12 protein-coding genes are annotated in these 12,664 nt (G+C 67.5%); 11 read left to right on the top strand and 1 reads right to left on the bottom strand.

Annotated features, from left to right (window positions below):
* Positions 1 to 5 precede the first annotated feature (5 nt).
* The 8 genes from BG90_RS20195 to BG90_RS20160 all read left to right on the top strand — a co-directional run bounded on the left by BG90_RS20195 (position 6) and on the right by BG90_RS20160 (position 8,229).
* On the top strand, positions 6 to 1,487 hold the full coding sequence (locus BG90_RS20195) for a flavin-containing monooxygenase (RefSeq protein WP_374189782.1): 1,482 nt from the start codon (positions 6 to 8) through the stop codon (positions 1,485 to 1,487).
* Positions 1,487 to 2,188 carry an ABC transporter ATP-binding protein gene (locus BG90_RS20190; protein WP_010121013.1) on the top strand — a complete coding sequence of 234 codons (702 nt, stop codon included), beginning with the start codon at positions 1,487 to 1,489 and terminating at the stop codon, positions 2,186 to 2,188. The genes BG90_RS20195 and BG90_RS20190 overlap by 1 nt, the downstream gene beginning before the upstream one ends.
* Positions 2,188 to 3,615 carry an ABC transporter permease gene (locus BG90_RS20185; protein ID WP_010121012.1) on the top strand — a complete coding sequence of 476 codons (1,428 nt, stop codon included), beginning with the start codon at positions 2,188 to 2,190 and terminating at the stop codon, positions 3,613 to 3,615. The genes BG90_RS20190 and BG90_RS20185 overlap by 1 nt, the downstream gene beginning before the upstream one ends.
* A gap of 56 nt (positions 3,616 to 3,671) precedes the next feature.
* The gene (locus BG90_RS20180) at positions 3,672 to 4,454 is read left to right on the top strand and encodes an outer membrane lipoprotein-sorting protein (RefSeq protein ID WP_010121011.1); all 783 of its coding nucleotides are present in this window, start codon (positions 3,672 to 3,674) and stop codon (positions 4,452 to 4,454) included.
* Positions 4,451 to 5,773 carry a hypothetical protein gene (locus BG90_RS20175; RefSeq protein WP_010121010.1) on the top strand — a complete coding sequence of 441 codons (1,323 nt, stop codon included), beginning with the start codon at positions 4,451 to 4,453 and terminating at the stop codon, positions 5,771 to 5,773. The genes BG90_RS20180 and BG90_RS20175 overlap by 4 nt, the downstream gene beginning before the upstream one ends.
* A 38-nt stretch (positions 5,774 to 5,811) precedes the next feature.
* Positions 5,812 to 6,210 (top strand): DUF4345 domain-containing protein, encoded by a 399-nt coding sequence (locus BG90_RS20170; RefSeq protein WP_010110838.1) that lies wholly within the window; start codon positions 5,812 to 5,814, stop codon positions 6,208 to 6,210.
* Between the two features lie 71 nt (positions 6,211 to 6,281).
* Entirely contained in the window at positions 6,282 to 7,046 is a 765-nt protein-coding gene (locus BG90_RS20165) for a 4'-phosphopantetheinyl transferase family protein (protein ID WP_025990422.1), read from the top strand.
* A 79-nt stretch (positions 7,047 to 7,125) separates the two neighbouring features.
* A complete protein-coding gene (locus BG90_RS20160) occupies positions 7,126 to 8,229 on the top strand; it encodes a triacylglycerol lipase (protein ID WP_010110836.1) in 1,104 nt (367 codons plus the stop codon).
* 99 nt (positions 8,230 to 8,328) lie between these two features.
* On the opposite strand, the gene BG90_RS37425 is transcribed toward BG90_RS20160, so the two are convergent.
* Entirely contained in the window at positions 8,329 to 8,562 is a 234-nt protein-coding gene (locus BG90_RS37425; protein ID WP_010110835.1) for a hypothetical protein, read from the bottom strand.
* Here BG90_RS37425 and BG90_RS20155 point away from each other — a divergent pair.
* The 3 genes from BG90_RS20155 (at position 8,561) to BG90_RS20145 (ending at position 12,657) form a co-directional block, all read left to right on the top strand.
* Entirely contained in the window at positions 8,561 to 10,984 is a 2,424-nt protein-coding gene (locus BG90_RS20155; protein WP_010121005.1) for a putative bifunctional diguanylate cyclase/phosphodiesterase, read from the top strand. The genes BG90_RS37425 and BG90_RS20155 overlap by 2 nt on opposite strands.
* A 33-nt stretch (positions 10,985 to 11,017) precedes the next feature.
* A complete protein-coding gene (locus BG90_RS20150; RefSeq protein WP_010110832.1) occupies positions 11,018 to 11,758 on the top strand; it encodes an iron-containing redox enzyme family protein in 741 nt (246 codons plus the stop codon).
* 302 nt (positions 11,759 to 12,060) lie between these two features.
* On the top strand, positions 12,061 to 12,657 hold the full coding sequence (locus tag BG90_RS20145) for an MlaC/ttg2D family ABC transporter substrate-binding protein (protein WP_010110830.1): 597 nt from the start codon (positions 12,061 to 12,063) through the stop codon (positions 12,655 to 12,657).
* The last annotated feature ends 7 nt before the right edge of the window (positions 12,658 to 12,664 follow it).

Below are 12,664 nucleotides of genomic sequence, written 5' to 3'. Positions count from 1 at the left end.
CAACGATGACAACGACGAAAACGACGACGAAAACGACGGCGGCGGCAGCGGCGGCAACGTCGACGAACCGGGACCGCAGCAACCGCTATTGCATCATCGGCGGCGGCGCGGCCGGCATCGCAACCGCGAAGAACCTGCGCGAGCACGGCATCGAGTTCGATCTGATCGAACGCGAAGACGACATCGGCGGCACGTGGTACTACGGCAAGCCGTGCAGCGCGATCTACAAGTCGGTGCACATGATCAGCTCGCGCGAGTTCTCCGAATACACGGACTACCCGATGCCCGCCGATTACCCGACCTACGCGCGCGGCGATCAGGCGCTCGCATACCTGCGCGACTACGCGCGCCGCTTCGGCGTCTACGAGCACGCGGAGTTCAACCGGACCGTGCTCGAAGTCGCGCCGCTCGCGGACGGCGGGCGGTGGCGCGTCGAACTCGACGGCCACGAGGTGCGCCACTACAAGGGCGTGTTCGTCTGCAACGGCCATCTGTCGAAGCCGCAGGTGCCCGACTATCCGGGCCGCTTCGACGGGCTGCAACTGCATTCGGCGCTGTACAAGACGCCCGACGTGCTGAAGGACAAGCGGGTGCTCGTCGTCGGCGCGGGCAACTCGGGCTGCGACATCGCGGTCGAGGCGGCCCATCATGCGCGCGCGGTGTTCCATAGCACGCGGCGCGGCTACTACTACTGGCCGAAATTCCTGTTCGGGATTCCTGCCGATCGCTGGGCCGAGTGGCCGTTGAAGCTGCGCCTGCCGCTATGGGCGCGGCGCTTTTTCGGCGTGCGGCTTCTGCGCCTGACGACGGCCGGCCAGCCGGAGGACTACGGCCTGCCGAAGCCGGACCACAAGCTGTTCGAAGCGCATTTCATCATCAACTCGACGCTGTTCTATCACCTCGGGCACGGCGATCTCGTCGCGAAGCCGGACGTCGTCGAGCTGAAGGGCGACCGCGTCGCGTTCTCGGACGGCAGCGAAGAGCAGATCGACGCGATCGTCTACGCGACGGGCTTCCAGCTCAGCTTTCCGTTTCTCGATCCGTCGTATCTGCTATGGGAAAAGATGCAGCCGCGCCTGTATCTGAACATCTTCGACCAGGCGCATCCGAACCTGTTCTTCATCGGCCTGTTCCAGACGTCGACCGGCAACTGGCCGCTGATGGATTATCAGGCGCAGCTCGTCGCGCGCTATCTGCGCGCGCGCGACGCGGCGCCGCGCAAGGCCGCGCGGATCGACCGGCTGATCCGGCGCGACCGCTCGAACTGGAACGGCGGGATTCACTTCAGCGACACGCAGCGGCACGTGATCGAAGTCGAGCATTTCGCTTACCGGCTGCAACTGAAGCGGCTGATTCGCGCGCTGCCCGATTCGCGCGCGGCGCCGCGGTCGCGGCGGCCGGTGGCCGTCGCGACCGCGGCGCAAGCGCCGGCGCCCGCCGCCGCTGCCGCGCCCGCCGCCGTGCGCGTGCAGACGGGAGACGCATGATGACGATCGTCTCCGTCGAGAACATCAGCAAGACCTATCTGCTCGACAGCGTGAAAGTGACCGGCCTGGCCGGCGTGTCGGTCGACATCGACGCGAACCGCTTCACCGTGCTGAGCGGCCCGTCCGGCAGCGGCAAGACGACGCTGCTCAACATGATCGGCTGCATCGATCGGCCCGACGCGGGGCGCGTCGTCGTCGCCGGGCAGGACACCGCGACGTTGACCGACGACGCGCTGTCCGACTTCCGCGCGCGGCAGGTCGGCCACGTGTTCCAGTCGTTCAACCTGCTGCCCGTGCTGTCCGCGTACGAGAACGTCGAATATCCGCTGCTGATGGCGCGCGCGCCCGCGCGCGAGCGCGCGGAGCGCGTCGCGTACCTGCTCGACGCGGTCGGCCTGACCGGCAAGGGCGCGCACCGGCCGAGCCAGTTGTCGGGCGGCCAGCGGCAGCGCGTCGCGATCGCGCGCGCGCTCGCGGCGGAGCCGTCGCTCGTGCTCGCCGACGAGCCGACCGCGAACCTCGACAGCGTCACGGGCCAGGCGATCATCGCGCTGATGCACCGGATGCAGCGCGAGAGCGGCGTGTCGTTCATCGTGTCGTCACACGACCGCCAAGTGCTGGACGCGGCCGACGATGTCGTGCAGATCCGCGACGGCCGCATCGTCGATCGCCGCCGCATCGCGCAGGAGGCGCAAAGCTGATGCATACCTTCATGTTGGCGCTGCGCAACCTGCAGCGGAACCGGCGGCGCTCGATCACGACGCTGCTCGCGATGATCGTCGGCGTCTGCGCGGTCCTGCTGTTCGGCGGCTTCAGCAAGGACATCACGTTCGGATTGCAGACCGATTTCGTGCGGCGCAGCGGGCACTTGCAGATTCAGCGGCACGGCTATTATCAGTACGGGAGCGGCAATCCGGTCGCGTACGGGATCGGTGGCTACGAGCGGCTGATCGCGCAGCTGCGCGACGATCCGGTGCTCGCGCCGATGATCGCGGTGATCACGCCGACGCTGCAGTTCGGCGGGATCGCCGGCAACTTCGAAGCGGGCGTATCGCGCACGGTGCTCGCGCAGGGCGCGATCGCCGACGAGCAGAACCGGATGCAGCAATGGAACGACTACGGCTTCCCGCTGACGCCGAAGCCGTATCCGCTCGTCGGCACCGTGCCCGATGCGGCGATCGTCGGGCACGGCGTCGCGCGCGTGCTGCATCTGTGCGCGCCGCTGCAGGTGCCCGATTGCGGCGATGGCGATAACGCGCAGAAGGCGGCGCGCGCGGCGTCCGGCGCATCCGCAGCCGACGCGCCCGCGGACGTGCTCGCGCTCGCGGCGGCCGAAGCGGACGCGCAACAGCGCGAGCGCAACGGCGAGCGCGCCGGCGCGACGCACATCGAGGTGCTCGCGGCGAACGCGTACGGCGCGCCGAACGTCGGCGGCTTCACGGTCGTCAAGGCCGAGCAGCAAGGCGTGAAGGAGCTCGACGACGTCTATCTCGCGATGCACCTGCCGCGCGCGCAGCGGCTCGTCTACGGCGGCGACGCGCCGCGCGTGACGGCGATCGAGATTCAGCTCGCGCACACCGCGCAACTGCCCGCCGCGCGCGCGAGGATCGACCAGTTGTTCGGCGGCCGCTTCGAAGGCCAGCCGCTCGACGTGCTCGACTTCGCCGCGCTGAATCCGTTCTACGACCAGACGAACCGGATGTTCTCGATGATCTTCGGCTTCGTGTTCGTGCTGATCGGCGCGATCGTGCTGTTCGTCGTCAGCAACACGATGAGCACCGCGATCCTCGAGCGGACCGTCGAGATCGGCACGCTGCGCTCGATGGGCGTGCGCCGCAGCGGCATCCAGGCGCTGTTCGTCTGCGAAGGCGCGCTGCTCGGCGTCGTCGGCGCGTCGATCGGCGTGCTCGTCGCGCTCGGGCTCGCGTTCGCGGTCAATCGCAGCGGACTCGCGTGGACGCCGCCCGCGCGGATCGACTCGGTCGCGCTGACGGTGCGCGTGTGGGGCGAATGGCGGCTGATCGCGCTGACGTTCGTCGGGCTCGCGTTCGTCGCCGGGTTGTCCGCGTGGCTGCCCGCGCGCCATGCGGCGCGGCTGTCGATCGTCGACGCGCTGCGCTACGTATGAGCGGCGGCAATTTTCAGTTTGAACAACGAAAGATCGAATCGATCGGGAGGTGGAGCGTGCGTCGCTTGTTTCGTACATGGTGGATCGGCTTGAGTCTCGGCGCGGCTGTGCTCGCGCACGCGCAGACGCCGCCCGATCCGCAGAAGCTGCTTGCGCAAAGCGACGCGATCCGGACACCGACGAAGGCGTTCGTGCTGACCGCGACGCTGACCGAATACCGGTCCGGCAAGCAGATCGACGGCAACACGCTGTCGATCTATTCGAAGCCCGACGCGCCGGGCGGCGCGTTCCGCACGCTGGTGCGCTTCGTCGCGCCCGCGCGCGACGCGGGCAAGCTGATGCTGAAGAACGGCAACGACCTGTGGTTCTACGATCCGGCGAACCAGGCGAGCATCCGCATATCGCCGGACCAGCGTCTGCTCGGGCAGGCGGCGAACGGCGACGTCGTCACCGTCAATCTCGCGCACGACTATCAGGCGGAGCTGAAAGGCGCCGAAGACGTGATGGACGGCGATCGGCAGACGCGGCATTGCTACAAGCTGTCGCTGACGGGCAAGGCCCAGGGTCTCACGTACCACCGGATCGAGATGTGGCTCGACGCGTCGAACAGCCGGCCGGTCAAGGCGAAGTTCTATTCGGAAAGCGATCGGCTGCTGAAGAGCGCGTTCTACCGGCGCTATACGATGGAGCTCGGCGTCGAGCGTCCGACCGAGACCGTGATCATCGACGGCCTCGATCCGAGCTGGGTGACGGTGATGCGCTTTTCCGGATACGCATGGCGCGACATTCCGGACGCGTGGTTGCAACGCGATTATCTGCCCCGCTTTCAGGTGCAATGACGCGCAGATCGTTGGCGATCCTGATTTGCGCGGTCGCGGCGGCGGCATCGGCGGCGATGCCGTCGCGCGCCGCCGATGCCGGCGACGCGGACGCCGCGAAGGAGGCGGCGAACGACGCGACGAATGCCGCGCTCGATCTCGCGGACGCGACGCCTGTTGCCGCGCCGGAAACGGCGCGGCCGTGGAAGTTCAGCGTGCAGGATGCAGTGCGCTGGAGCGACGATCGCGATGCCGCTTCATCGTGGCGTAATCAGCTATCGCTCGAATTCCAGTTCGAGCATGCATTGACGCCGACGCTGAACATGAACTTCGCGATGCGGTTCGACCGTTTCGATCCGCTGTCGTCCGGCGCGGCGTCGCACCGCGACGTGATGCTCGTGAAGGAGGCGTATGCGAGCTGGAAGCCTTCGCCGCTGCTGGCGATCGATGCGGGTCGGATCAACGAGCGCATCGGTGCGGCGATCGGCTACAACCCGACCGATTTCTTCAAGGCGGGCGCGGTGAGCCTCGACGTGCCGCCCGATCCGGACAGCCGCCACACGAACCGGCTCGGCAGCGTCGGCGTGCGTGCACAGCGCGTGTGGGACTCGGGCTCGATCGCGCTGATGCTGTCGCCGCGGCTCGCGAGCCGCAGCGTGCCGGGCGATCCGTTCGCGTCGTCGGACCTGCAGCGCACCAACGGCGTCGATCGCTGGATGCTCGTCGGCAGTCAGCGGATCACGCCGGCGATCCAGCCGCAGTGGGTGCTGTACGGCGAGAGCGGGCAGTCGCCGCAGTTCGGGCAGAATCTGAGCGTGTTGCTCGGCAATGCGGTCGTCGCATACGCGGAATGGACGGGCGGCTGGCGGCCGTCGCTGATCGGCGCCGCGACGGGCGGCGGCAACCGGGATCGTGCGTTTCGCACGCGCTCGGCGGTCGGCTTCACGTGGACGCTGCCGGTCGACCTGTCGTTGACGGCGGAACTGCAGAGCAACAGCGGCGGCGCGACCGCATCGCAGTGGCGCGCGCTGCAGGCGCGCGATCCGTATGCATGGGGCCGCGCGGTGCGCACGTCGATCGCCGCGCAGGAACTGCCGTCGCGGCACGGGCTGTTCCTGATGGCCGCGTGGCGCAACGTGTTCGTGCGCCGCCTCGACCTGACGGGCTTCGCACAGCTCGATCTCGGCGCGGGGCGGCAGTACTGGGTGGAGCTGCGGCGGCGCTTCGACAAGTTCGACGTCGCCGTGCAGTTCCTGCGGCAGACGGGACCGTCGTGGAGCCGCTTCGGCGCGATGCCGGAAGCGAGCAGCGTTCAGGTGCTGGGCATTTTTTATCAATAAGACGTCGTCAATCGTCCAATAACAAGGGCCACCATACGATGAGCAAACGCATTCTGCAAATCGCCACCGCGATTCTCGCGGCCGTGCCGGTCGTCACCGGCGCGCTCGGCATGATGGGCATCCACGATCCGCTGTACGCGTCGCTCGGCGTCGCACTGCCCGCCGATGCGACGCTCGACAGCAATCTGCGCTTCTACGCGGGCGTCTGGTTCGGGCTCGGGCTCGGCGCGTTCTACACGATCCCGAACATCGAGCGCAACGGCGTGCTGTTCCGCGCGCTGTGGACGATGATCTTCGTCGGCGGAATCGGCCGGCTGATCTCGCTCGTGTCGCTCGGCGCACCGTTCCCGCCGTTCATCGGCTTTACCGTACTCGAGATCGTCGGCGCGCCGCTGTTCGTCTGGTGGCAGAGCCGCGTCGCGGCGACGGCGGACTGACGGACGAGACGGAGCAGGAAGCGCGGCCGGTCCGGCCGGCGCGCGTTTGAAACACTTAGGTTGACTGACAAATGATGGCGGAAGGATTGCCGCACGCGAGATCGCACGACGACACGGCGGCGCTGCGGTTCGGCGTCGCGAGGCCGTCGGCTGCGCTGACGGAGCGGTTGGCGCGAGGCGAGGTGCACGTGTGGCGCGCACGCGCCGACGAGGCAGGGTCGTACCTGAAGCGCGATTGCCTGTCGCTCAGCGAGCACGAGCGCGCCGCGCGGCTCAAGTATGGCGCGCATCGCGAGCTGTTCGTGTTCGCGCGCGCGATGTTGCGGGTCGTGCTCGGCGAATACCTGAGCGTCGATCCGGCGCGGCTCGTGTTCGACGTCGAGCCGGGCGGCAAGCCGGTGCTGTTCGGCCGCGATCTCGAATTCAGCGTGAGCCACGGGAGCGGCGCGGTGCTGGTGGCGATCGCGAAGAAGCGGGTCGGTTGCGATCTCGAATCGCTCGACCGAAAGATCGACGTCGATGCGCTCGCGGCCGCCAGTCTCGGCGAACGCGAGCGCGATCTGTTCTCGCGAACGCCGGCCTGCGCGCGCCAACGGCTGCTGCTGCAGCTTTGGACGCGCAAGGAAGCGCTGCTGAAGGCGCGCGGCACGGGCCTGCGGCGCGATCCGCGCGAGCTGGAGATGCCGTGGCCCGCGCTGCCCGCCGCGCGGGACGAATGCGCGAGCGACGGCGTGCGCTGGGCGATCGCCGACGTCGCGCTCGGCGCGGCATGGCGCGCGGCAGTCGCGATGGAGGATCGCGGCGCCGACGTGCACGGATTCTGTTTGGGGTGGTGAGCCGCCGCCCGGCGCTGCGACTGCGGCGAACGGGCGTGCGGCATCGTTCGAATGTGGCTTGAAACAGGGGATATCAACGATGAAATCGATGTTCGAATGCGCCGCCGCGGCGGCGCGCGTCGCGAGGAAAAAACTGGGGAGCGCATGGGCGGCCGGGATCGTCGCCGCGTTTTGCGCGCTCGCCGCGCCGGCCGCGCATGCGGATACCGCGGCGGGCGCGGTCGACGACTACGCGGCGACGCGCAATCCGATCATTCTCGTCCATGGCCTCACGGGCACCGACGATTATTTCGGGATCCTGCCGTACTGGTATGGCATGCAGTCCGATCTGCGGCGGCACGGCGCGACCGTGTTCGTCGCCGATCTATCGGGATTCCAGAGCGATATCGGCCCGAACGGGCGCGGCGAGCAACTGCTCGCGTACGTGAAGCAAGTGCTCGCCGTCACCGGCGCGCAGAAGGTCAACCTGATCGGCCACAGCCAGGGCGGACTGTCGTCGCGCTACGTCGCGGCGGTCGCGCCGGATCTCGTCGCGTCGGTGACGACGATCGCGACGCCGCATCGCGGCTCGCCGTTCGCCGACTTCGTGCTCGGCGCGCTGAAGCTCGATCCGACCGGTCTGTCGACGCCGATCTTCGGCGAGTTGCTGAACATTTTCGGGGTCCTGACGAGCCACACGCACAACACGAATCAGGACGCGATCGCCGCGCTGAACGCGCTCAGCACGCCGTATGCGTCGCAGTTCAACGACCAGTTCCCGAGCGCTGGCCTGGGCGCGCCGGGCGCATGCGCGCCGGGCGCGCCGAGCGAGACGGTCGGCGGCAACGTGCACTTGCTGTATTCGTGGAGCGGCAGCGCGTACCAGCCGATCACGGTGTTCGGCCTCACGACGGGCGCCGTCGACAAGAGCACGATCCCGGTCGTCGATCCGGCGAACGTGCTCGATCCGTCGACGCTCGTGTTCCTGACGGCCGGCAACATCATGGCGCTCAAGCAGGCGGGGCCGAACGACGGCTTCACGTCGACCTGCAGTTCGCTGTACGGAACCGTGATTTCGACCGGCTACAAGTGGAACCACTTCGACGCGATCAACCAGTTGCTCGGCATCCGCGGCGCGTACGCGGCCGATCCGGTCGCGGTGCTGCGCACGCATGCGAACCGTTTGAAAATGCAGGGTGTTTGAAAGAAGGTCGAGCGGTGGCACGCCGCGCGTCGTATGATTATCCGACGATTGCGCGGCCGCTTGCGCGGGCGGCCGCGCGCGTGCATTCATGCAAACGCTTCATATGTAACGCGACGAGCAGACGAATGTGCGCAAGACGGCCAGTTTACGCAAGACCTCCGCGAGGAACAGCGGGACAGGCCACGCATCGAGCATCTGGCGGCGGACCGGCAACGGGTCGCCGCCGGTTTGTTTCCGGCGTTTGCGCGCGCCGGGGGAATACGTGACCGCCGCGACGAAGCGGCGCGGCGGCGGGGCTGAGGCAAGGTGGATGATGAACGGGACTTCCAGCATGCGCGAACAGGCGCTCGGCTTGAATGACGGGAGTGGCCAGGCGGCCGAGCTGAGGCCGGCGCTCGACGTATGGCCGATCCTGCTGATGGTGTCGGTGCTCGTATGCGTCGTGATCGTGAGTCTCACGGTGGTGTCCTTCCTGCGGGTCTACATCGGCGGCGAGAGCACGTGGTCGAAGTCGCAGAAGGACGCGGTCATCTATCTGATCCGCTACGCGGAGACGGGCGACGAGCATGCGTACCAGCTCTACGAGGCCGCGATCGACAAGCCGTATCGCCTGAGCCTCGCGCGCACCGCGCTGCAGCGCAAGCCGCCCGATCGCGCGACCGCGCGCGAGGCGATCATCGCGAGCGGCATCGATCCGACCGACGCGACGGCGGCCGCATGGCTGCTGCCCGCGCTCAGCTGGGTCGCGAAGATCAACTATGCGCTGCAGTGCTGGATGCAGGCGGACGTCGAGCTGGCGGAATTCCGCAATGTCGCGAGCCAGCTGCACGCGCTCGTCAGCAGCGGTCATCGCGACGATCCGCGCGTGAAGGAGCTCGAGCATCGCGCGTGGGACATCAACGAGCGTGTGTCCGGGCTGCCCGATCGCTTCTCGAAGGCGTTCAGCGACGAGTTCCGCTCGAGCGTCGCACTGCTGCTCGTCTGCTATTTCGCCGCGTCGCTGTTCCTGATGTATCTCGCGCTCGTCTGGGCGCGCAAGGCCGCGCTGCAACGGCTGTCGATCCAGTACGCGCTCGATCGCAGCGAGGCGTTCGCCGAGGCCGCGCTGAGTTCGGTCGCGGAGGCGGTGATCACCGTCGGGCTCGCGAAGAACGTCGACTTCATCAACAACGCGGCCGAGCAGCTGCTCGGCTATTCGGCGGCCGCGTGCGTCGGCGCGCCGGTGTCGAGCGTACTGATGCTGCTCGACAAGGAGACGGGGCTCGCGGTCGACATCGTCGACGAATTCTGGGCGCGCGACGTGCGCACGCCGATCAAGCGCGAGGTGCATCTGCTGCGCCGCGATCATTCGAAGATCGTTGTGCAGACAACCATCTCGGAAATGGGCGACCGCGTGCACGGCCACATCGGCTACGTGCTGATCCTGCGCAACATGACGCGCGAGCAGCAGTTCCTCGAGAGCCTTGCCTGGCAGGCGACGCACGACGTGCTGACGGGGCTCGTGAACCGCGTCGAGTTCGAGCGCCGTCTCGAAATCGCGCTCGCCGACGCGACGTCCGGCAAGGATCGCGCGGATTCGATGCTGCTGATGCTCGATCTCGACCGCTTCAAGGAGATCAACGACACGTGCGGCCACGCGGCCGGCGACGCGATGCTGCGCGAAGTCACGCAGCGCTTCCAGAACTGCCTCGACGACGAGGATGTGCTCGCGCGGCTCGGCGGCGACGAGTTCGGCGTGCTGCTGCCGCACGGCGCGGGCTCGTGGCCGTCGAAGAACAAGGCCGAGCGGCTGCGCCGCAGTCTCGAGGATTTCGTGTTCCTGTGGGAAGGCGAGCGCTTCACGGTCAGCGTCAGCATCGGCGTGCTCGAGCTCTGCAAGGCGCCGCGCAATCTCGAGATGGCCGTCAAGCTCGCCGACATCGCGTGCTACATCGCGAAGGAGCGCGGCCGCAATCGCATCCAGCTCGCGGATCCGAGCGATCTGCAGCAGGCGCGCCACGTCGGCGACGTGCAGTGGAGCCGGCGCATCAAGACCGCGCTCGAAACCGACGGCTTCCGCCTGTTCGTGCAGCCGATCGTCCACACGCGCCCCGACTCGCGGATTCCCGAGCGCGCGGAAGTGCTGCTGCGGATGACGGACGGCGCGGGCCGCGACATTTCGCCCGCCGCGTTCCTGCCGGCCGCCGAGCGCTACGGGCTGATGGGCCTCATCGACCGCTGGGTGATCCGCACGGTGTTCCGCAAGCTGAGCGCGCTGCGGACGCGCGAGTACCACGAGTACAACGTGAATCTGTCGGGGGCGTCGATCTCCGACGAGCGCTTTGTCGAATTCGTGATCGCCGAGCTGCTGAGCTCCGGTCTCGAGCCTTCGGTGATCTGCTTCGAGATCACCGAAACGATCGCCGTGAAGAATCTCGAGCTCGCATCGCGCTTCATGAGCGAGCTGCGCACGATCGGTTGTCGCTTCGCGCTGGACGATTTCGGCGCGGGCATGTCGTCGTTCCGCTATCTGCGCAACTTGCCGATCGATTACCTGAAGATCGACGGCGAGTTCGTGTCGAACATGATGTCGGACCGGGTGAGCTACGGCGTCGTCAGCGCGATCAACGAAGTCGCGCACTCGATGCGTTGCAACACCGTCGCCGAGCATGTCGAATCCGATGTCGAGCTCGGCATGCTGCGCGAGCTCGGCATCGATTTCTGCCAGGGATATTTCTTTGCCAAGCCTTCGCCTTGGCGTGAAGGCGGCTATTGACGTGGTTCGATGACTTTATCTAAGGAGAGGAAATTGCATATCCCTTTTGAACGCGACGGCGATTTGATGGATATCGGGAGCTATCCACACTGGCTACAGGACGTGGTCGGCACGGTGCGGGAAGCGCGCGATCGGGTACGCTTCCACGAAGTCTTCTCATTGATGCGCGACGGCCGTCTCGCGCCGCGGCAACTGGCCGGGTTCTTCGTGAACGGCTGGCCCGTCGTCGAGCAGTTCCCGAAGTACATGTCGATGAACCTGCTGAAGGCGAACGGCCCGAACTCGTCGGGCGAAGAGAAGGCGCGCCGCTACCTGATCCGCAACATTCGCGTCGAGCTGAACCACGTCGAGCATTGGGTCAACTGGGCGGAAGCGAGCGGCGTGCCGCGCCGGCAGCTGATCGACGGCGACAGCCCGCCTCCCGCGCTCGCGCTCAGCCATTGGTGCTGGAAGAGCAGCAGTGCGGATTCGCTCGCGGCGAGCATCGCGGCGACCAACTATGCGATCGAGGGCGTGACGGGCGAATGGAGCGCGGACCTGTGCCGCTCGGACGTCTACGAGCGCGGCTTCGCCGAGGCGGTGCGCGGCCGTGCGATGCGCTGGCTGAAGCTGCATTCGAGCTACGACGACAAGCATCCGTGGGAAGCGCTCGACATCGTCGCGACGATCCTCGGCCAATCGCCGAGCACCGAGCAGGTGCGCGACGTCGCGGCCGGCATCGAGCGCAGCTTCCGTTACTTCGAGATGAGCCTCTCCTGCTGCCTCGACGCGTGAGCGCCGCGCGTCGTCGCTAGGCGGCGGGCGTCGGAAAGCCCGGCCGGCGACGGCGAGGCGAGCGCGCGTCGCGGGCGGATCGCGACGGCATGCGTCGATCGGCCGCGCACGCACGTTCGCGCGCGTCGGCGACGGCGGCATGCGCCGCGCCGCCAGCCGCATCGAGCCGCATCGTAAGTATTTCGCCTATTCGGTAACAGACCGTCACGGCGCCGCGCGAGCGCGCCAAGCTCGGTATACTGTCTCGTCTGCGCCGGCGCCGTGCCGCGTCCGGCTTCTTCTCTTCCAGGTTCGATACACGCATGAAACGTCATCTGTTTGCTTTTGTGGCCGCGGCCGTCGTGTCCGTTTCGGCATTCGCTCAAACCGCGCCCGTCGAGGTGGTCAAGGACGCCGTCGAGGGCACCGTCGGCGCGATGAAGGCGGACCCCGCCGCGCGCGGCGGCGACATGGCGAAGATCACGCAGATCGTCGAAGCGCGCTTCCTGCCCGCGACGAACTTCGAGCGCACGACGCGCATCGCCGTCGGCGACGCGTGGAAGCAGGCGACGCCGCAGCAACAGCAAGAGCTGTACAAGCAGTTCCGGATCCTGATGACGCGCACGTACGCGGCATCGCTCGCGCAGCTCGGCAGTCAGGACGCGAAGTTCTCGTTCAAGGCAGCGGGTGCGGGCGGCGCCGACGCGCTCGTGCGCTCGACGGTGACGACGCCGGGCGACAGCCAGTCGGTCGGCTACCGGCTCGGCAAGATCGGCAACGACTGGAAGATCTACGACATCGACATGTCGGGCGCGTGGCTGATCCAGGTCTACCAGGGCCAGTTCAAGGCACAGCTCGCGCAGGGCGGCATCGACGGTCTGATCGCATTCCTGACGAAGCACAACGCGCGCACGAACTGAGCGCGCT

This window comes from Burkholderia oklahomensis C6786, from assembly GCF_000959365.1.
In the GTDB taxonomy this organism is placed as follows: Bacteria; Pseudomonadota; Gammaproteobacteria; order Burkholderiales; family Burkholderiaceae; genus Burkholderia; species Burkholderia oklahomensis.
The sequence above is the reverse complement of the archived record's forward strand: the minus strand, read 5'-3'. Positions and strand labels throughout refer to the sequence as shown.